Origin of the sequence: Neorhizobium sp. AL 9.2.2, assembly GCF_013317225.1 — a bacterium.
GTDB classification, from domain to species: Bacteria; Pseudomonadota; Alphaproteobacteria; order Rhizobiales; family Rhizobiaceae; genus Neorhizobium; species Neorhizobium soli.
Genome location: NZ_JAALXU010000009.1, coordinates 419,643 through 438,942 on the forward strand (window position 1 = coordinate 419,643; position 19,300 = coordinate 438,942).

Here is a 19,300-nt window from a genome sequence, read left to right on the forward strand (position 1 = left end):
TGAACCGCGCCGGGTTTGCCGGAGGCTCCAACTTCTGAGAAAGTGGAGTCATCATGAGCAAGACAACGAACAAGTTTTCACCTGAAGTCCGTCAACGTGACATTCGTATGGTGCTGGATCACGAAGCCGAGCATCCATCCCGCTGGGCTGCCGTTTCATCTATTGCGGCCAAGATCGGCTGCTCGCCAGCCACGCTGCATGAATGGCAGAAGAAGACCGAGGTCGACAGCGGTAAACGAGCAGGCCTGCCGAGCGATTTGGCCGAGAAGATGAAGGCTCTTGAGCGGGAGAACCGGGAGCTTCGTCAGGCCAACGAGATTTTGCGCAAAGCTTCTGCATATTTCGCCATGGCGGAGCTCGACCGCCCCTTCAATCGATGATCTCCTTCATCGACGAACACCGTAGCGTGTTCGGGGTCGAGCCGATCTGCAAGCTGCTGCCGATTGCCCCATCAACCTACCATGAGAATGTCGCCAAACGACTGGACGTGGATCGCCTGTCGGTCCGCGCCCGCAGCGATATCAGCCTGAAGATCGAGATCCGTCGCGTCTTCGAGCAGAACTTTCGGGTCTATGGCGTTCGTAAGGTCTGGCGGCAGTTGAAGCGTGAAGGCTTCGACGCCGCCTGCTGCACCGTTGCTCGGCTAATGAGGTCGATGAGCCTGCAAGGTGTTATTCGGGGAAAGCCGATCCGCACGACGTTCTCGGACAAGACGGCTCCAAGCCCGCTTGACCGGGTGAACCGCCAGTTTAAAGCCCCTGCGCCAAACAGGCTGTGGGTTTCGGATTTCACCTATGTCGCTACTTGGCAGGGTTTCGTCTACGTGGCCTCTGTCATCGACGTCTTTGCTCGTCGCATCGTCGGCTGGCGGGCGAGCCGGACAGCACATGCAAGCTTCGTCCTCGATGCGCTGGAGCAGGCACTTCATGATCGGCGTCCTGCGCATGGCGGCGGCCTTGTGCATCATTCGGATCGCGGTGTTCAATACGTTTCGATCAGGTATTCCTAACGCCTGGCAGAGGCAGGCATCGAGCCGTCCGTCGGGAGTGTCGGCGACAGCTACGATAAGGCGCTCGCAGAAACGATCAACGGTCTCTACAAGGCCGAGGTCATCCATCGGCGTGACCATGGAGGAGCTTCGAGACAGTGGAATTCGCCACTCTTGAATGGGTCGACTGGTTCAACCACCGACGACTTCTCGAACCGATTGGGAATATACCGCCAGCCGTAGCCGAGGAGCGATATTACGCCATGCTGGACGAAGCAGCCATGGCCGCATAACTTAAACGAAATGGCCTCCGGCAAACCCGGCGCGGTTCAAGGGCAGGCCGACATACGCATCAACGAATCGCTTCAATTCGTTGCGTTACACGACATATGTAGGCGCGAGCTCCCCAAGAGACTTCGATCATACGCCTTAAAGAAATTATAAGACTATATCAGGCGAGCGTTCCGTTCGAACATGCCAACGAGTTACCGGACGTTACGCCGAGCGACGCGAGGGGAGAACGGCATGCACGGCCGTAACGCCGATGACGACGATGGCGCCGAGAATGATGCCCAGCAAAGCCTGAAGCGAGGATGTCGTAAGCCACCCGACCATAGCCGGAGCAACCCCGATTGTAGTCGTCATGAAATGGGATGCCCCTTCTATGACATGCTCGGGTGTTGACAGCCCGAGCCCATCCAGCCCGTGGACGACGATACTGCCGCCGACCCAGAGCATGGCCGCAGTGCCCACGGCCGCCAGGATCTGTAGAAACACCGGCACACCCTTGACCAGACTGCGGCCGATCACCCGTGCCGTACCAGATCCGGCCTTTGCCATGTGCAATCCGATGTCATCGGCCTTTACGATGAAAGCCACGACTCCATAGACGGCAACCGTTATCAGCACTCCCACGGCAGCAAGCACCATGGCCTGGGTATAGATGCTGGAATCCGCAACATCGGCAAGCGTCAGGGCCATGATCTCTGCGGATAGGATGAAGTCCGTGCGGATAGCCCCGGCGACCTTCTGTTCTTCGAGCGCGACCGGGTCAACCGGTGTCGCCGAGTCACCCACATCGTGCGCGTGAGGAGCCAGCAGACCGTAGATTTTCTCAGCCCCTTCGAAACAAAGGTACAGGCCGCCGATCATCAACAGCGGGGTGATCAGCCAGTTGGCGAAGTAGCCGAGCAGGAGGCAGATGGGCAGGAGGAAGACCAGCTTGTTGCGCATCGAGCCCAAAGCGATGCGCAAAATTATCGGAAGCTCCCGGGCCGGTGATAGCCCAACGACATAGGTCGGGGTTACAGCCGTGTCGTCGATAACAACGCCTGCAGCCTTGACGCTTGCTTTTGCAGTCTGGGCCGCAACATCGTCCAGCGACGTAGCAGCCAGCTTCGCTATTGCAGCGATATCGTCGAGTAGTGCTATCAGGCCTGTCGCCAACGAAATGCTCCGTTAATTTCCGATTGGACACTCACAACAGATCAATAGCACGTCAAGTTCCGTCATCTCTTTTCCGAGCTTTGCTTATGGTTCAGCTGTCCCCCGTCAGGCGAGTTGTCCACGTACCACCAACTTGGCAGCAGCAGAAGTCGCTTTGGCGCCAGCGCAGCTATCGCGTCTTGACGACGTCAGCGCGGTCGCCCGGGGATATCGCTGCACCGTACTCGATGACCCGCGTATTCAAGACCTTATTACAGGTAGCGAATCCGACTAGATGAGGTGAACGAGGCATAAGCTCACCCTCTTTCCGCATCCATCATGAGCGTGTCTACCTCACCGTACCCACTGCATCCCGTCGATCTGGATGTCTTGTCCCGTGAGGAAGTTCGGCTCCGATGTCGCGAGGAAGGTGACCACGCTTGCCACATCCTGTGGCGTGCCGACGCGCTTCATAGCAATGCCGGCGGCGAGTTGGGCTTCTCGGGCGTCGATCATGGCGTTCGAGCGTTCCGTCTTGATCACACCCGGGCAGATGGCGTTGACGACGATTTCGGGGGCGAGTTCCTTGGCGAGCGCCCGGGTCATGCCGAGAATACCGGCCTTGGCTGATGTATAGGCGAATTTGCTGACAGCGCTGGTCACGCCACCGGTGTGGGCGTTCATCGACGACATATTGATGATCCGGCCGCCGCCGTTGCGGCGCATAAGGGGTACGGTCGGCTGGATATAATTGAAGGCACCCTTGAGATTGATATCGATCGTCGTGTCGAACTCGTCCTCGGTGATCTCCTCGATGCCCTTTGGCATCGGCTTTCCGGCATTGTTGAACAGCACGTCGATGCGGCCCCAGTGCGCATCGACTTCGGCGACGATCTCAGCGGCGCGTCGGTAGTCGCGCACGTCGGCGACGAAGGTCAGTGCCTGGCGGCAGAGAGCGGCAATTTCGCCGGCGGTGCGAGCCAGATCGTCCTCGATCAGGTCGACCAGAACGATATCGAAACCGTGCTTTGCCAGATCCAGCGCGCAGGCGCGACCGATGCCGCGGCCGCCGCCGGTGACGAGAGCCACTTTGGGTGTCGTGTCAGTCGTTTCAGCCATCGGCATTCTCCTTGGCAAAGCGGGCAATGTCGGCATGGGTGCCGAACCATACGTCGTCGTGCTGCTTGATGTGCTGGATCAGCTCTTCGAGGATGAAGATGCGCGAGCGGTAACCGGAGACATGCGGATGCATGGTCAGGAGAAACAGGCCGCCTTCCTGATAGGCACGGTCGAACTCGCGCTTGAAGATATCGAGCACGGCCGGCGGCGGCGTGTAGGGGCGGTGGGCGGTAAACCGGTTCATGTTGAAGTAGACGGCATCGTCGCGGATCCATTCGACGGGCAGTTCTACCATTCCCGTCGGTTCGCCGTTCTCGACCAGCTCGTAGGGATCGTCGTCGGCCATCAAGGATGAATCGTAGATCAGGCCCAGTTCGCGTTCGATCTCCAGCGTTACGTCAGAGAAATCCCAGGACGGGGTGCGCATGCCGACGGCCCGTACGCCGGTGATCTTTTCCAGCGTGTCGGCGGCGCGCAAATGCAGTTCGCGTTCCTTCTCCGGCGGGACCTTGGTGTTCACCTCGTGGATCCAGCCATGCAGGCCGATCTCGTGGCCCTCGGCGATGACTCGTTTCTGCTCGTCCGGATGAAGGAGGGCTGCAACGGCCGGCACGAAGAATGTGGCGGGCACGTCGGCAGCCTTCAGCGTTTCCAAGATGCGCGGTACACCGCGGCGATTGCCATATTGGCCCCATGACAGGCGACCGATGGATTCGCCGCCGTCACGCAATTCGTTGGTCTCATGGTCGCTATCGAAAGAGAGTGCGACGGCGCAGCGGGCGCCATTCTTCCAGGTCTTCGGCTTCAGCGAACGGCCGGCCCGCACCTTGTCGACCTTGCCGCGCCAGGTCGCTTCGTCCCATTCCCAGGGTTCCATATCCCGTCCTCCGTTTAAGTCATTCGGCTGCCTGCGGCAGCACCGGTACGGCCGCCAGCAGTCGCTGCGTGTAGGCATGCTGCGGATCGGCATAGATGGCGGCGGCTTCGCCCTCCTCGACGATCCGGCCCTGATACATGATGGCAACGCGGTCGCAGAGGTGGCGCACCACCGACAGGTCGTGGCTGATGAACACCAGCGACAGGTCGAGTTCGGCGCGAAGTCGGATCAGGAGGTTGATGATTTGCGCCTGGATCGACACGTCGAGCGAGGCGACCGGCTCGTCGCAAACGATCACATCCGGCTGCATGGCGAGCGCCCGGGCAATGGCGATGCGCTGGCGCTGGCCGCCGGAAAACTGGTGCGGAAAGCGGTTCGCGAAGCTCGGATCGAGACCGACGGCCGCCAGCCATTGTCCGACATAAACCGCCGCCTCGGCACGGCTCACCAGACGGTGGGCGAGCGGCCCCTCAACGATGATGTCGCCGATGCGCATGCGGCCGTTGAGCGAGGCAAACGGATCCTGGAAGATCGTCTGGATGCGGGTCGTGATCTTTTTTGGCGCGCGGCCGGTGCTCATGACGGGCTGGCCGTTCAAGCGGATCGTGCCCGATGTCGGCACGGTGATGCCGGCTGCCATACGACCGAGCGTCGACTTACCGGATCCGGATTCGCCGACGAGGCCCAGAACTTCGCCACGCTTGACCGTCAGCGAGACACCGGCGACGGCGTGGACGACATTGAGCGGCTGTGACAGACCGGACTTGATCGCGAGGTTCCTGAACAACCCGGCCGGCTTTTCGAAGCGTTTCACGACATCCTCGATGACCAGATAGGGACTTCCGAGGAGCGGCAGGTTGGCGGTTGCCGATTTGCGCGGCGGTGGTGCCGCGTCTGCGATACCGCTGCCGCGCAGCAGAAGTTCGCCGGGTTTGGCGCGCGAGGGCAGGGCGTCGAGCAGCGCGCGCGTATAGTCGTGCTGCGGTTTCGTGAGCACACCGAGCGCCGGACCGATCTCGACGATGTTGCCGGACTTCATGACCGCAACCCGGTCGGCGATCGAGGAAACGATGGCCAGGTCGTGGCTGATCCAGATCAGCGCCGTGCCGAGTTCGGAGACCAGTTCCTTCATCTCGGCGAGGATTTCAGCCTGGATCGACACGTCGAGTGCCGTCGTCGGTTCATCGCAGATGATCAGTTTCGGTCGGTGCAGAAGCGCTATCGCAATCGCCACGCGCTGGCGCATGCCGCCGGAAAACTGGTGCGGAAAGAAATCCACCTTGCGTTCCGGGTCGCTGATGCGAACCTGGGCCAGCGCCTTGATCGCCCGCTCATGGGCCTCGGCACTGCCGATATTTTCGTGAGCTTCCAGCGCGAGCTTGATCTGCGTGCCGATGCTCAGCACCGGGTTGAGTGTCATCATAGGGTCCTGGAAGACCATCGAAATGGTCTTGCCGCGGATGGCGCGCAGCTCATGGGATGGCAGGCCCACCAGTTCGCGGCCTTCGAGTTTGATCGATCCCTCGACGATGCGGCCTGGTTCGTCGATCAGGCCGATGATGGAAAAGCCGGTGATCGATTTGCCCGAGCCGGATTCGCCGACGAGCCCCAGCACTTCTCCCGGCGCGATGGAGAAGGAGACTCCATCGACAGCCTTGACCTCGCCGCGTCCGCTCGGGAACCAGGTCTTGAGGTTGGTGACTTCGAGAAGCGGCGTCGCCGGTGTTGTCACGGTATCGGTCATCGGCGGAGCCTCGGGTTGAGCTGGTCGCGGATCTGGTCGCCGACGAGATTGAGCGAGACGATGAAGATGATCAGCGCCAGGCCGGGATAGATCGAGATCCAGTAGCGGCCGGACAGCAGATACTGGAAACCGTTGGCAATCAGCATGCCAAGCGACGGCTCGGTCGGCGGCAGGCCGACGCCCAGGAAGGACAGCGTTGCTTCAAGCGAAATCGCGCTGGCGATCTGCACGGTGGCGACCACGATCAGCGGTGGCAGCGAGTTGGGCAGGATATGCCGCAACACCACCCGCCAAGGTGACAGCGGGATGGACAGCGCCGCCTCGACATAATCCTTTTGCCGTTCGGCTGCCGCCGCACCATGGGCGGTCCGGGCAAAATAGGCGTATTGGGCAAAGATCAGTGCGAGGATCAGCTGGTAGCGACCCTGGCCGAGGATTGCGGCAATCACGAAGGCGAGCAGGATGGCCGGGAAGGACAGCTGCAGGTCGACGATGCGCATGACAAGGCTTTCAAAGCGACCGCCGATATAGGCGGCGGCACAGCCGACCACGGCGCCGATCACGAAAGCGGTGCCGCTGGCGATGATGCCCATCTGCAGCGAGATCCGCAGGCCGTAGATGATGGCGGACAGAAGGTCGCGGCCTTGCGAGTCCGTGCCGAGCCAGTGGGTGTAGCCGCCGGTACCGACGTAACCGGGTGGACGCCGCGCGTCGCGCAGCACGAGATGCGCGAGGTCGTAAGGGTCCTGCGGTGTCACCAGCGGCGCAATCAGGGCTATGAACACGATGACAAACACGAACACGGCCGCGCCGGTGGCAACCTTGTTGCGGCGGAATTCATCGAGAAAACGGGAGAGTGGAGTGTCGCGCATCAGGCACGCCCCTTTCTCAAGCGCGGATCCAGCAGCGCATAGGTGAGATCGACCACGAAATTGATGACAATGAACAGGAGGGCGACGAACATCAGGTAGGCGACCATGACAGGACGATCGAGCGACGTGATGCTGTCGATGATCAGCTTGCCGAGGCCGGGCCAAGAAAAGATCGTTTCGGTGACGACGGCAAAGGCGAGCGTCGAGCCGAGTTCGAGGCCAAACACGGTGACCAGCGGAATGGAAATCAGCCGCAGCACATGCCGGCTCAGCACCGTGAATTCCGAAAGGCCGGCGGCGCGAGCAAATTTCACCGTGTCGCTGAGCATCAGCTCGCGAGTGCCGGCACGGGCAAGACGGATCATCAGCGAGAACTTGAACAGTGAGAGGTTCAGCGCCGGCAGGATCATGTGGGAAAGGCCATCACCGGTGAGGAAGCTGAAGTCGACGCCGAACAGGCTGGCGGTCTCGCCGCGTCCGCCGGCCGGCATGCAGCCGCATTGCACGGCAAACACCATGATCAGCATCAGGCCGAACCAGAAGGTCGGGACGGAAAAGCCGAGGATGGAAAGCGCCATGATGGCACGCGAGATGGGGCTGTGCGGCTTATAGCCGGCATACATGCCAATCGGGATGCCGACGAGGCTGGCAAACAGCACGGCCGCCAGTGTCAGTTCGAGCGTTGCCGGGAGACGGGTCAGGATCAGTTCGCTGACCGGCATGTTGTAGACGAATGAGCGGCCGAAATCACCGTGCAGGATACGCCCGACAAAGGTAAAATACTGCTGCCACAGCGGCTGGTCGAGACCGTATTGCGCGATGACGGCGGCGCGGATGTCTTGCGTTGCGTCCGGTGAGATCAGCACGTCGATCGGGTTGCCCACGGCATAGACGCCGCAGAATACCAGTGCCGACATGGCAAGGACCACGATCAGCGCCTGCCACAGCCTTTGCAGGATGAATCCAAACATTCGTTCCCTGTTCTCCCGTCTCGTGCGGGGTTCGAAAATGCGTCGTGTGTCAGGCGGTGGTCAGTGCCAGTCGCCTTCCAGTAGTGCGCGGGTCTCGGAAACGGCGACCTCCCAGATCGCTGCCATGTCTTCATCGGGGCGTTGGTAGAGACCGTGATAATTGCCGTCACCGAGCAGTTCGCGCTTCTGCGCAGCGCCGACGCGGGCAAGCGCCGCGTAGTCGATCTGTGGCTTGGCAGTCGTCGGCTGACGCGCGTCGGTGGTGCGCGTCCAGGGGAAATTCTCCATCCAAGACGCGTGCGATGCGGCGGGATCGGTCTGCTGCACCTTGGCCAGCGTCTGCGGCGCCCGCCACCAGTCGTGGAATTTGACCGATGCGTCGGGGTGGGCATTCAGCCATTCGGAAATCACCACCGTCGCCGGCGTGTTGCCGCCATGGCCGTTGACGATCAGGATTCGCCGGAAACCGGAGCGGTAGATACTGTCGAGCAGATCCTCGATAACGCCAATATAGGTGGCGAGCGACAGCGTCAGCGTGCCCGGAAACGTCGCGAACGACGAGGCGAGACCATAAGGCACGACCGGGAAGACCGGAATGCCGAGCGGCTCTGCGGCATCGACCGAGACCTTTTCAGCCAGGATCATATCGGTCGCGAGACTGAGATAGGCGTGCTGCTCGACGCTGCCGATCGGTAAAATACAGCGATCATCTTTTGCGACGCGCTCTTCGACTAGCATCCAGTTCATGTCGGCAATCTTCAATTCGCTACCCTCGTTCTCAAACTTCGCGCAACTGCGCAAAGAACGTTCTGTTTTCCGCATGGCCGCACAATATTTGTGCTTTCCGATGCTTTGTGTCGCATGAAGCAAAGTTCCATACGGGACTAAAAAAAGAAATTGACAGCCATTTAAACGATCGTCAAGTTCCATACGGGACTAAACCTCACGAAGCTCGAAAGCGACCGAAGAGTGCGACAGACGCGTGGACCGACACTGGAGACCCTGCTGCGGGAGGGCGGAAAAGCCGCCGCCGGCACGCATGGCGTCGAGGACCTGGTATCCGTGAAACTGTGGAAGAACCCCTGCTGGTTGTCGTTCCGGTTCAACTTTCTGGCGCTGCAGTTCAACGAGCCGATCTACCGACTGATCGAAAAGGAACACGGCCTGGCGCGGCCGGAATTCGTCGTCATCTATTCGCTCGGCCTGTCCGACGGACTGACGGCCAGTGCCATCTGCAATTCCTCGGGCTTTCCGAAGAACACGATCAGCCGGGCGATCCAGAAGCTGATCGACAAGAACATCGTCCGTCGCGAAATCGACCAGGCGGACCTCAGAAGTTTTGTCCTCTACATCACCGAGGAGGGCAGACGCATCGTCGATCAGGCCATGCAGCCGATGGTGGAGCGCGAGAGAGCCATGATCTCGTCGCTGACGCCTGCCGAACAGCTGATGTTGTCGGAACTGCTCGCCAAGGTCGTCGTCGATTCACCCAACTGGCCACCAATGACAACAATAGAGGAGAACGAAGAATGACGGCTTCCAGGACATTCCGCACCATCGTGCTCGCCGCAGCATTGCTCGGCGGCGTTTCGAGCGCAGCACTTGCCGCCGACCTCACCATCGGCGTGCGCGCCGGTCCGCTGTCGATCGATCCCGATTTCACCGCCGCCGGCACTCACGCCGAGGCGATGAAGCACATCTACGACTCGCTGATCAAGTCGGGCAACAATCTCGAACTCGAGCCGGGCCTTGCCACCAGCTGGACCGCGATCGACGACACGACCTGGGAATTCAAGCTGCGCCCGAACGTCAAATTCCATGACGGTTCGGACTTCACCGCCGAGGACGTCAAATTCTCGATCGAGCGTATTCCGAAAGTCGCTGGCCCGAACCCGACAACCATCTACGTCCGCCGCGTCAAGGGCGTAGAAATCGTCGATCCGCTGACGATCCGCGTCAAGACTGACGGACCGGCGCCAACCCTGCCCAACGATTTCATCCGTCTGTTCGTGGTGTCGCATATCGCTGCCAAGGATTATTCCGACAGCGCCGAAAAGGCGTCGGAAGGTTTCAATTCCGGCAAGGCCGCGATCGGGACCGGTCCTTACAAGTTCGTGTCCTGGACGCCGAAGGAGCAGCTGGTTCTTCAGAGCTTCGATGGTTACTGGGGCGGCAAAGAGCCGTGGGACAAGGTCATCCGTAAGGAGCTTCCCAACGACGCCGCCCGCGTTGCACAGCTGAAGGCCGGCCAGGTCGATCTGATCGCCCGTATTCCGGCATCCGACGTGCCGACGCTGGAAAGGGATTCAAAGCTGACGATCGTTCGCCAGGACAGCGTCTACCTGTTCAACATGGCTTTCGACTTCCGCGAAAAGTCGCCGCAGGTGACCGCCAAGAACGGTTCGCCGCTTCCGAAAAACCCCTTCATCGATCCGCGTGTTCGTGAGGCCTTCGATCTTGCAATCGATCGCGAAACCATCACCGAGATCGCCATGGAAGGCATGGGCACCGTCCAGTCGCAGCTCGTGACACCGAACATCTTCGGCTACAATCCGGATGTGAAGCCCGCACCTTCCGATGTCGAGAAGGCAAAGCAGCTGCTTGCCGACGCCGGTTATCCCGATGGTTTCAAGGTGACGTTCTCCTTCACCAACGACCGCCTGCCGGGAGACAAGGACACCGGCACGACAATCGCCCAGATGCTGACCGCGATCGGCATCCAGGTGGAAGCCAACGCACAGCCCGGCGCCGTCTATTTCCCGGCCAACACGCGCGGCGATTATTCGCTGACCATGTCCGGCTGGGGCACGCTGACCGGTGAGGCGAACTACACGCTCTCATCGCTGGTCCATACCAACGATCCGACGAAGAAGCTCGGCGCCTTCAACATCCGCGGTTACTCCAACCCCGAAATGGACAAACTGATCGAGGCGGCCGGTGTCGAGATGGATGCGGGCAAGCGCGAACAGTACCTGAAGGACGCCAACGCGCTGGTCGCTTCCGATCGTCCCAATCTTTCGATCGCTTCGATCGTTTCCGCCTGGGGCATGAAAAAGACCATCACCATCGTGCCGCGTTCGGACGAAGACACACTGGCCATGAACATCAGGCCTGCGAAATAGCCTCCACGCCAACCGGAGGTAAACTTGGCCGGGCAGTTCTGCTGCCCGGCTTTTTTATTCATGGGAAGGAGAAGATCATGGGCAAGATTGCACTGGCGATCCATGGCGGCTGCGGCGTGATGGCAAAGCTCGGCCTCAGTGAGGCGGAATGGGAAGCGGCGCGCGTCGATCTCGGTCATGCGTTGAAAGCCGGATGGGCGGTGCTGAGCACCGGCGGCTCGGCGCTTGACGCCGTGCAGGCGTCGGTCGTGGTGCTGGAAGACAGCCCCCATTTCAATGCCGGCTATGGCGCAGCCCTCAATGCCGCCGGCGAGCACGAACTCGACGCCTCAATCATGGATGGCGCGACCCTCGAAGCAGGCGCAGTGACGCTGGTGCGGCGCATCCGCAATCCCGTCAAGGCGGCGCGGCGGGTGATGGAAAAGGGCGAAGCCGTGCTGATGGGCGGCCACGCGGCCGACGAATTTGCGAAGGTCGAGGGGCTGGACGTCGTCGAACCCAATTATTTCACCACCGAGAAACGCGTGAAAGCGCTGGCTGCGATGAAGGCGCATGCGGCGGCCGGCACGGCTGCAGCGGCAAGCGAATCCGAAAAACACGGCACGGTGGGTGCCGTCGCGCTCGATAGTGCCGGGCATCTGGCGGCCGCAACCTCCACCGGCGGCTATAACAACAAACCGGTCGGTCGTATCGGCGATACCCCGATCGTCGGCGCCGGCACCTATGCCCGCGACGGTCTCTGCGCTGTATCTGGCACCGGCAAGGGCGAGCTCTTCATCCGCTATGCCGTCGGCCATGAGGTCGCAAGCCGCATCGGCTATCTCGGCGAAACCGTGGAGCAGGCGGCGTCGAAGGTGATCATGGAAGACTTGAAGCCGCACGCTATCGGTGCCGGACTTGTGGCGGTCGGAGCGGACGGATCGATCGCAGCCCCTTACAACACCGACGGCATGTTTCGCGGCTGGGTCACGCCGGACGGCGAATTCTTCGTTGCGACACACGAGAAGGTATTTGCATTCTGATGGACTGCTTAAGATCGCTTCATCTCGAAGGAAACTTTCGGCCGCTTTGATGTAGCGGCTGACAAGAGCGGTCTCAATGGACAAACTGTATGCCTTTGAAAGGCTGGTCGTCACAGCAGAGCAATCATTTGGAGCTCATCGGAGTTTTTCTTCGTGACGTAGTGTATGCGAGTTTTGAAAACCAGCGTCCGCAATCAGTTGTGATCACGACGGCGACTAGCAACTAGCTGATCGATACACGGTGTTCGAGCGACTTACCCGGTATCGCCGCCAGCAGAAGCTGCGTGTAGGAATTCTGCGGATTGCCAAGCAACTCTCGGGTCGGTCGCATTTCCACGATCTCTCCGCGCTGCATGACTGCAATGCGGTCACAGACCTGGGCTGCAACATGCAGGTCGTGGGTGATGAACAACATCGCCAGATCTAGCTTTCCCTTCAGTTCCTCGAGAAGCTCCAGGACCTGTTTCTGGATCGTGACATCCAGCGCCGAGACGGATTCGTCGGCGATCAGCACGTCTGGCTTTAGGGCAAGCGCTCTTGCCAACCCGATACGCTGCCGCTGGCCGCCTGAAAATTCGTGCGGAAGGCGATCGATAGCACGGGCATCGAGCCCAACGAGTTTCAGGAGATCAACTGCCTGCTGCAGAGCTTCGCCTTTCGGCACGCCATGGGCAATCGGACCGTCAGCGATGCTGAGGCCCACCTTGCGACGCGGATTGAGCGAGGCAAAGGGATCCTGGAACACCATCTGGATGCGTTTGCGCGCATGGCGCAGGCCACGTGCCGGAAGCGCACCGAAATCGTCACCTCCCAGCATGATCTTGCCACTGTCCGGTTCGACAAGTCTTGTGACGAGCCTCGCCACCGTCGATTTTCCCGAACCGGATTCACCGATGATGCCAAGTGTCTCGCCGCGCCGGATCTCGAAGCTGACATCTTTCACCGCGTGCACAATGCGCTTCGGTTTGAACAGGCTGCCGCCTGTCACGTAGGTCTTGCGCAGGTTGGCAACCGAGATCGCGATGGTCTTGTCATCCACCTCGGCTTGAACCGGCGGAACGCCGTTCGGAACGGCCGCAAGAAGGGCTTTCGTGTATTCGTGGGTTGGTCGGCGCAGCACGTCTTCTGCTGTGCCCTGCTCTACGACGATGCCCTTTTGGAGAACTAGCACTTCGTCTGCAATATCGGCCACGACCCCGAAATCGTGGGTGATGAAGATCACCGACATTCCGCGCCGTTGCTGGATGTCTCGGATCAGCTGGAGAATTTGCGCCTGCGTGGTGACGTCGAGAGCGGTCGTCGGCTCGTCCGCGATCAACACGACAGGCTCGAGCGCCAGGGCCATGGCGATCATCGCACGCTGACGCTGACCGCCGGAAAGCTGGTGCGGAAAGCTCTGGATGATACGCTCGGGATCAGGCAGGCCGACTTCTGTCGCGAGTTTTACCGCCTGCGCACGGCGCTCCTCGGGTGTCAGCAGCCCATGGGCCTCGAACACTTCTGCGATTTGGTCGACGATCCGCATCGACGGATTGAGCGCCGTCATCGGTTCCTGGAAGATCATGCCGATCTGGCTGCCGCGCAGGGCACGCAGGCTCTCTTTGTCGACCTTCAGAAGATCGCGGCCACCGAACAGGATCTCTCCGCCGGCAACGCGGATTGCTTTGGGCAAAAGGCCCATCACGGTCTGGGCACAAAGCGATTTCCCCGAGCCGGATTCCCCGACAATGCAGAGAATTTTCCGTTCATCGAGATGGAAGGTCAGATCGTCGAGCGCATATTCGCGATCTCCGCCTTCCGGAAGCGCGAGCCGGAGATTTTTGACCGTCAGGATTGGAGATGACATGCTGATTACCTCAATAGCCGAGAGCCATGCCGTCCTTGCGGTGGTCGGATGCCCCCAGAAGAACGCCGCGCTTGTAGTCGATCATGATTGCCTGGCAACCTCCGATGGGCTCGTCCGCCCATTCGGTGACGTGACCACGCCGTTCTAAATCCGCTTTCACGTCCGGCGAAATCGTCGGCTCGAGGCTCAGCTTGCCGTTGTGACAAAAGCTGCGCGGCTGATCGCTCGCCTGCTGCGGATCGAGATCGCGGTCGAGGATCTGGCTGAGAAGGTGGGCGTGTCCCGTCGCCTGATACTGGCCGCCCATCACCCCGAAGGCCATGCGGGTGCGTCCGTTTTCGGCAAGTTGCGCCGGAATGATCGTATGGAAGGGTAGCTTGCCGGGGCCGATCGCGTTCGGATGGCCTTGCCTGACGACGAAGCCGGCGCCGCGGTTCTGCAAAAGTACACCTGATTTCGGTGCATAGATGCCGCTGCCGAAGGCGAAGAACACCGAGTTGATCAGCGACATGGCATTACCGTCGCGATCGACCACGGAGACGTAGACTGTGTCCTTGTGCTCGGGACCGTCCCATACGCCGGGTGCTGTGGCCTGTTCCAGGTTGATCTTCGCTCGCATCGCCTCGATCGATCGTTCGGATAGAAGTGCCGCGATATCGAAGGTGATATGCTGCGGATCCGCGATCAGCTCGTCGCGCCTCGCATAGGCAGCTTTGGTGGCTTCCGCGAGAAGATGAATGCGGTCCGCTTCCGAGAGGGTGGGATCACGAAGATCGAAGCCGTCGAGAATGCGGGCGATCAGAAGCGCTGCCAGCCCCTGGCCATTCGGCGGGCATTCGAGAAGATCCATGCCCCGATAAGAAGCGCTGATCGGAGCAGTCTCGAAAGCACGGTAGGTTGAAAAGTCGCCCTCCTCGTGCAGTCCGCCGAGCGACTTCAGCAGCGTGGTGATCTCTTCGGCGACCGACCCGGCATAGAAAGCGTCGCGACCTTCACTGGCAATGCGACGCAATGTGGCCGCAAGCGCTGGGTTGGTCATCCGCTCGCCGGTCTTTGGTGCTCGACCACCCGGGAGGAAATAGGCGGCGGCATCCGGATATTTCTGCACCCGGTTGGCGTAGCGTACCCAGTCGAGTTCGACGCGCGGCGTGATGCAATAGCCTTTTTCTGCAGCCTCGATAGCCGGGGCGAGCACCCTGCCCATGTCCCGCCCGCCATAGGTCGCAACGAGATGGCACCAGGCATCAACGGCGCCCGGCACGGTCACCGCGTGTGGGCTGTCATCGGCAATGGTCGTGATGCCATTTTCGAGAAAGTAATCGAGGGTCGCTGCCATCGGCGCACGTCCTGAGCCGTTGAGCGCAATCGGCTTGCCACCAGCCGGCGTATAGAGCGCGAAGCAATCGCCACCGATTCCCGTCATATGCGGGTCGATCACCGATTGCAGTGCGATAGCGGCCACCCCCGCATCGACGGCATTGCCGCCGGCGCGCAGTATGTCCACCGCAGCAAGGGTTGCCTGCGGATGCGAGGTTGCCGCCATACCGCGGTCTGAAATTGCCACCGACCGGCCGGGCTTAAAGAAGTCACGTTGCTGCATGGACATTCCCCGTCATACTCAATTTCTGGTTGTCCAGCTGGGCTGCTGCTGCTTCGTCGCAGAATACAGTGACCGTAGCGTGCCGTTGCAGAGCCGAAGCCGGACAATCGAGGCAGACCTGCCCCTGCAACGCTGCCGCCAGGGCTTCGGCTTTCGCCGCCCCCGTCGCAAGCAGCACGATCTCACGTGCCTCGAGAATGGTGCCGATGCCCATCGTCAGCGCGGTTCCCGGCGGATCTTCGCCGTCTGGAAAATCGGGACGGTTGGCATCGATCGTCGATTGCGCAAGCCGAACCATTCGCGTCCGGCTGTCATGTGCCGAGCCTGGCTCGTTAAAACCGATATGACCGTTGCGACCGATTCCGAGCAACTGCAAGTCGATCCCGCCATTGTCTGAGATCATCTGTTCGTAGGCCGTCGCGGCCGCGTCGAGATCAGTGGCGGTGCCATCTGGAATGTGCGTTCGGGACACGTCGACATCGACATGATCAAAGAGCAGCTCGCGCATGTAATAGGCGAAGCTCGCAGAATGGTCTCGGCCAAGACCGGAATATTCGTCGAGATTGAAGCAGCGCGTCTCGCGCCACGAAACCGTCTCGGTTTGACCGATCAACGTCCTGTAAACCGTTCGTGGCGTTGAACCCGTCGCAAGCCCAAGCGTCAGGGCAGGCATCGCAGCAATCCGCTCCAGTATGAGAGAAGCCACAGCCTCGGACGCAAGCTCGGGGGTCTGATAGATCCGGATTGTGGGGCGGTGAAGGTCCCGTGGCATCGAGTTCATAGTGCACCTTCCAGGGGCTTCGGAGTAACCGGCTCGACCCCGCGCAGAGGGAGGCCGAACAGGGCTTGGTAAAACCCCTCCTGCGCAATTGCGACGGCGCCAAGAATGCCAGCCCGGTTTCCGAGCGAACTGATGACGCAGGCGGGCGGCACGGGCATGCAGCGCGCGAGATGGTACTCCACCCGATCGATCAATTCCGCACGGGAGCCAACGCTACCTCCAAAAATCACCCGCTGCGGATCCAGCACGGCAGCAATCGCTGCAATGGCAACGGCCACGGTGCGGCCCACTTCGTCTATGACTGTCTGGGAAGCGCCGTCCTGTCGCGCGAAGATTTCGCGAACCGTCAAACCTTCGACGCCATTGTTCCCGGCATACCGCGACCGGATTGCGGCGCTGCCGACAGATGTTTCAAGCACGCCGGAACCGAACGCAGAGGAATTGAAGGGGTCGCCGCCGATCGGCAAGGTCGAGATCTCGCCGGCTGCGCCACGGGATCCACGAATGAGCCGCTTCTCGCTGATGATACCCATCCCGATCCCGGTTCCGAGCGCCACGAACACAAAATTATCGATCTCGTGGCCTTCGCCGAGAACTTGCTCGCCCTTAGCCGCGACGTTGACGTCGTTTTCGAGAACCATCGGAAAGCCAAGGCGCGCGGTCAGCGCCGCCTCGAAATCGAAATCGGTCATGCCGGCGATATTCGGCATCATGGTGATACGACGGGTCTTTGGGTCCACCGCACCGGGAATGCCGACCGCGCCCATCCGCACGAGCTGCGGCTCGATCCCGATCTTGGCCGTCATAGTGCCCAGCAGCACTGCCAGCTGTTCGACGAGATGCATTCCGCCACGGGTGTCTGTCGCCTCCAGGATTTCTTCCACTACTTTACCGGAAAGGTCCGCAATCGACGCATGGACCTTGGTCCCGCCGATGTCGACGCCGAAGAGGAAAGCCTTGCCGGGATCGAGCTCGTAGTTGACTGCGCTGCGCCCGACGCCGCCTTGTGTGCGTCCCGTCTCACGAACCCAACCGTCGACCTCGAGATCGCGCACGATCTCCGACATCGCCTGCTTCGACAGTCCGGTGACGCGGGCAAGCTCGGCGCGTGAAATCGGTGAACTATCGATGATCGTACGGAGCACGGTACGCGAGGTGATTTGTCGCGTTAGGGGCGCCAATCCAGAAATATCGGTCATGATCTCATTCAATTCGTCATCTTTGCGGACTAAGTTAGCTGGCGGGATATGTCTGTCAATCGAAATAAGGCTAAAATCGATTGAAATTCACGCGTTCGGTGAAGAGAGGAAATTATTTAGTCATCCTGCTTTACAATGTGGGTGTTCCTGTGCATCACTGATCGACGTACAAAAACTGGGCAAAACGCGCTCTTCTGCGCGGGTTTGAGGAAAAATAATGGGAACGAGCATCAAACTGGCGATGATGGCGACTGCCATCGCGATGACTTTCACAACCGCGCAGGCGGCAACTTTACGCGTCGGCATGCAGGACGATCCGGATGCGCTGGATCCCGCGACCTCCGGCACCTATGCCGGCCGTATCGTATTTTCGGCAATGTGCGACAAGCTCGTCGATATCGACGCTAAGCTCGATATCGTACCGCAGCTGGCAACCGCCTGGGTCTGGAACGCCGAGGGTACGGAGGTGACGTTCACCCTTCGTGACGGCGTCAAATTCCAGGACGGAACACCCTTCGACGCAGCCGCGGTGAAGTTCAATATCGAACGCATGAAGTCCCTGAAGGATTCCAAGCGCAAGGGTGAGCTCTCGCCCGTCGAAACCGTCACCGTTATTGATGCGACCCATGTTTCATTCAAGCTGAAATCGGCCTTCGCCCCGCTTCTCGCCGTCCTGTCCGACCGCGCGGGCATGATGGTGTCTCCGGCGGCTGCCGCGGAAGGCAAGGAATTTTCCGCCAACCCGGTTTGCGCGGGCCCCTTCAAGTTCAAGGAGCGCCGCGCGCGCGACGTGATCTCACTCGAAAAATTCGACGGCTACTGGAATGCCGCGGCGATCGGTTACGACGACGTCCAGTACCTCTATATTCCGGACTCGACCGTCCGCCTTTCGCGGCTTCAGGCCGGTGATCTCGAAATCGCCGAGCGCATTGCGCCAACCGACCTCGGCACCGTTCGTGGCAACAAGGTGCTGGCGCTCCACACGTCGCCCGGCCTTGCCGTCTCGCATCTAATGATCAATGTCGGCAACGGCGAAAAGGGCGGCGCACTTGGCAAGGAGCCACGGCTTCGCCAGGCACTTGAGCTCTCGATCGACCGCAACGTCATCAACAAGGTTGCCTTTGCCGGCGAGTTTTCTGCCGACAATCAGATGATCCCGCCATCCAGCATTTTCTATGACAAGGCGCATCCGGCTCCCGCCCGCGACATCGACAAGGCCAAGGCTCTCATTGAAGAAGTCGGCGGCGACGCACCCGTCGTCGAAATCACCTACGAAAACTCGCTCGCCGATGGTCGCGTGGCGCAGATCATCCAGTCAATGGCGGGGGAAGCCGGCTTCCAGATCGAACTGGTTCCGCTCGAAACGGCATCCGCCGTCGAACGCTACCTCGCTGGTAACTTTCAGGCCTATATCGGCAACTGGAGCGGCCGCGCCGATCCGGACCCGACACTGATCTCCTTCTTCGGCAAGGAAGGCAGCCAGAACGTCAACAAGTATAGCAACCCGGAAATGGATAAGGCCCTCGGAGAGGCGCGCGCGACGTCTGACGTCGAGAAGCGTAAGGCTCTCTACGGGACGGCGACAGGCATCTACCTCGCCGACCTGCCGACGATTCCGCTTTACCACCCGAACTGGTTCTATGCGGCACGCACCGATGTCGGCGGCATCACGGTTTATCCAGACGGCCTCCTGCGTCTGACCGACGTAAAGCCTGCGAAGTAAGCCCAAGCCCG

The 19,300-nt window shown here is 60.5% G+C and carries 15 protein-coding genes, 1 pseudogene and 1 other annotated feature; of the genes and pseudogenes, 5 read left to right on the forward strand and 11 right to left on the reverse strand.

Annotation, left to right across the window (positions count from 1 at the left end):
• Positions 1–53: 53 nt before the first annotated feature.
• Positions 54–1,281 (forward strand): annotated as a pseudogene (locus tag G6K99_RS19595) (IS3 family transposase).
• Positions 335–451, forward strand: a sequence feature (AL1L pseudoknot). (Overlaps the previous pseudogene by 117 nt.)
• A 202-nt stretch (positions 1,282–1,483) precedes the next feature.
• Here G6K99_RS19595 and G6K99_RS19600 read toward each other — a convergent pair.
• From G6K99_RS19600 to G6K99_RS19630, 7 genes are all read right to left on the reverse strand, one after another.
• Complete coding sequence (locus G6K99_RS19600; RefSeq protein ID WP_174197558.1) at positions 1,484–2,434, reverse strand: DUF808 domain-containing protein; 951 nt, start codon at positions 2,432–2,434, stop codon at positions 1,484–1,486.
• Positions 2,435–2,767: 333 nt separating this feature from the next.
• Entirely contained in the window at positions 2,768–3,532 is a 765-nt protein-coding gene (locus tag G6K99_RS19605) for an SDR family NAD(P)-dependent oxidoreductase (protein ID WP_174197560.1), read from the reverse strand.
• Positions 3,525–4,409, reverse strand: a complete 885-nt coding sequence (locus G6K99_RS19610; protein WP_174197562.1) for a polysaccharide deacetylase — start codon at positions 4,407–4,409, stop codon at positions 3,525–3,527. The genes G6K99_RS19605 and G6K99_RS19610 overlap by 8 nt, the downstream gene beginning before the upstream one ends.
• A gap of 19 nt (positions 4,410–4,428) precedes the next feature.
• Positions 4,429–6,153, reverse strand: a complete 1,725-nt coding sequence (locus G6K99_RS19615) for an ABC transporter ATP-binding protein (protein WP_174197564.1) — start codon at positions 6,151–6,153, stop codon at positions 4,429–4,431.
• Positions 6,150–7,025 (reverse strand): ABC transporter permease, encoded by an 876-nt coding sequence (locus G6K99_RS19620; protein WP_174197566.1) that lies wholly within the window; start codon positions 7,023–7,025, stop codon positions 6,150–6,152. Before G6K99_RS19620 ends, G6K99_RS19615 begins: the two co-directional genes overlap by 4 nt.
• Positions 7,025–7,996 (reverse strand): ABC transporter permease, encoded by a 972-nt coding sequence (locus G6K99_RS19625; protein WP_062459224.1) that lies wholly within the window; start codon positions 7,994–7,996, stop codon positions 7,025–7,027. Before G6K99_RS19625 ends, G6K99_RS19620 begins: the two co-directional genes overlap by 1 nt.
• 60 nt (positions 7,997–8,056) lie before the next feature.
• A complete protein-coding gene (locus tag G6K99_RS19630) occupies positions 8,057–8,743 on the reverse strand; it encodes a creatininase family protein (protein WP_371816250.1) in 687 nt (228 codons plus the stop codon).
• Between the two features lie 222 nt (positions 8,744–8,965).
• On the opposite strand from G6K99_RS19630, the gene G6K99_RS19635 reads away from it, so the two are divergent.
• The 3 genes from G6K99_RS19635 to G6K99_RS19645 all read left to right on the forward strand — a co-directional run bounded on the left by G6K99_RS19635 (position 8,966) and on the right by G6K99_RS19645 (position 12,140).
• A complete protein-coding gene (locus tag G6K99_RS19635) occupies positions 8,966–9,529 on the forward strand; it encodes a MarR family winged helix-turn-helix transcriptional regulator (protein ID WP_082476359.1) in 564 nt (187 codons plus the stop codon).
• Positions 9,526–11,118 (forward strand): ABC transporter substrate-binding protein, encoded by a 1,593-nt coding sequence (locus G6K99_RS19640; protein WP_113166079.1) that lies wholly within the window; start codon positions 9,526–9,528, stop codon positions 11,116–11,118. The genes G6K99_RS19635 and G6K99_RS19640 overlap by 4 nt, the downstream gene beginning before the upstream one ends.
• 77 nt (positions 11,119–11,195) lie before the next feature.
• Positions 11,196–12,140, forward strand: coding sequence for an isoaspartyl peptidase/L-asparaginase family protein (locus G6K99_RS19645; RefSeq protein WP_174197570.1), 945 nt, complete (start codon positions 11,196–11,198; stop codon positions 12,138–12,140).
• A 223-nt stretch (positions 12,141–12,363) separates the two neighbouring features.
• Here the strand turns inward: G6K99_RS19645 and G6K99_RS19650 are convergent, their stop codons facing one another.
• The 4 genes from G6K99_RS19650 to G6K99_RS19665 are packed head-to-tail and all read right to left on the reverse strand — an operon-like array spanning position 12,364 to position 17,566.
• Positions 12,364–13,986, reverse strand: coding sequence for an ABC transporter ATP-binding protein (locus G6K99_RS19650; RefSeq protein WP_113111579.1), 1,623 nt, complete (start codon positions 13,984–13,986; stop codon positions 12,364–12,366).
• Between the two features lie 10 nt (positions 13,987–13,996).
• Positions 13,997–15,586 carry a gamma-glutamyltransferase gene (gene ggt / locus G6K99_RS19655; RefSeq protein ID WP_174197571.1) on the reverse strand — a complete coding sequence of 530 codons (1,590 nt, stop codon included), beginning with the start codon at positions 15,584–15,586 and terminating at the stop codon, positions 13,997–13,999.
• Positions 15,573–16,367 (reverse strand): glucosamine-6-phosphate deaminase, encoded by a 795-nt coding sequence (nagB, locus tag G6K99_RS19660; RefSeq protein WP_244631541.1) that lies wholly within the window; start codon positions 16,365–16,367, stop codon positions 15,573–15,575. The genes ggt and nagB overlap by 14 nt, the downstream gene beginning before the upstream one ends.
• Entirely contained in the window at positions 16,364–17,566 is a 1,203-nt protein-coding gene (locus tag G6K99_RS19665; protein ID WP_174197573.1) for an ROK family transcriptional regulator, read from the reverse strand. Before G6K99_RS19665 ends, nagB begins: the two co-directional genes overlap by 4 nt.
• A gap of 217 nt (positions 17,567–17,783) precedes the next feature.
• On the opposite strand from G6K99_RS19665, the gene G6K99_RS19670 reads away from it, so the two are divergent.
• Positions 17,784–19,289: an ABC transporter substrate-binding protein gene (locus G6K99_RS19670; protein ID WP_174197575.1), complete on the forward strand. Its 1,506-nt coding sequence runs from the start codon at positions 17,784–17,786 to the stop codon at positions 19,287–19,289.
• Positions 19,290–19,300 lie beyond the last annotated feature (11 nt).

Coding starts and splice junctions, on each gene's coding strand:
- G6K99_RS19665 (WP_174197573.1), bottom strand. CDS start 17,566: ATGACCGATATTTCTGGATTGGCGCCCCTAACGCGACAAATCACCTCG.
- G6K99_RS19605 (WP_174197560.1), bottom strand. CDS start 3,532: ATGGCTGAAACGACTGACACGACACCCAAAGTGGCTCTCGTCACCGGC.
- G6K99_RS19630 (WP_371816250.1), bottom strand. CDS start 8,743: ATGAACTGGATGCTAGTCGAAGAGCGCGTCGCAAAAGATGATCGCTGT.
- G6K99_RS19670 (WP_174197575.1), top strand. CDS start 17,784: ATGGGAACGAGCATCAAACTGGCGATGATGGCGACTGCCATCGCGATG.
- nagB (WP_244631541.1), bottom strand. CDS start 16,367: ATGAACTCGATGCCACGGGACCTTCACCGCCCCACAATCCGGATCTAT.
- ggt (WP_174197571.1), bottom strand. CDS start 15,586: ATGCAGCAACGTGACTTCTTTAAGCCCGGCCGGTCGGTGGCAATTTCA.
- G6K99_RS19645 (WP_174197570.1), top strand. CDS start 11,196: ATGGGCAAGATTGCACTGGCGATCCATGGCGGCTGCGGCGTGATGGCA.
- G6K99_RS19620 (WP_174197566.1), bottom strand. CDS start 7,025: ATGCGCGACACTCCACTCTCCCGTTTTCTCGATGAATTCCGCCGCAAC.
- G6K99_RS19610 (WP_174197562.1), bottom strand. CDS start 4,409: ATGGAACCCTGGGAATGGGACGAAGCGACCTGGCGCGGCAAGGTCGAC.
- G6K99_RS19640 (WP_113166079.1), top strand. CDS start 9,526: ATGACGGCTTCCAGGACATTCCGCACCATCGTGCTCGCCGCAGCATTG.
- G6K99_RS19625 (WP_062459224.1), bottom strand. CDS start 7,996: ATGTTTGGATTCATCCTGCAAAGGCTGTGGCAGGCGCTGATCGTGGTC.
- G6K99_RS19615 (WP_174197564.1), bottom strand. CDS start 6,153: ATGACCGATACCGTGACAACACCGGCGACGCCGCTTCTCGAAGTCACC.
- G6K99_RS19650 (WP_113111579.1), bottom strand. CDS start 13,986: ATGTCATCTCCAATCCTGACGGTCAAAAATCTCCGGCTCGCGCTTCCG.